Consider the following 277-nt stretch of genomic DNA (forward strand, 5'->3'; position numbering starts at 1 on the left):
CGATCGAACGGCCTCGTCCACATTGAAAACCACGTCCCCGAGGCGCTCGATCTCATAATCGAGCTCATAGACCTCGACTTCGTCGAGGTCGTCACTCTGCAGCAGTCGCCTCATTGCTTCGACGAGGCGCTCAGTGCGCCCAACGACATCAAGAGCGCTGCGTATGATGATATCCAACATGAATGTCCCCTCGCTTCGATAACGAAGCGTCGGCCATAATCGTGACGCTGACAATCCTGAAATCTTGTCAGACGCGGCCTCGGATCATGTCGTAGAG

The 277-nt window shown here is 55.2% G+C and carries 1 protein-coding gene; it reads right to left on the reverse strand.

The window, feature by feature from the left end; all coding sequences use genetic code 11:
- Positions 1–180: hypothetical protein (locus AF337_RS05605; protein ID WP_049731361.1), on the reverse strand; the 180-nt coding region annotated here is incomplete at its 3' end.
- Between the last annotated feature and the right edge of the window lie 97 nt (positions 181–277).

Origin of the sequence: Rhizobium ecuadorense (assembly GCF_001187535.1) — a bacterium.
Taxonomy (GTDB): Bacteria; Pseudomonadota; Alphaproteobacteria; order Rhizobiales; family Rhizobiaceae; genus Rhizobium; species Rhizobium ecuadorense.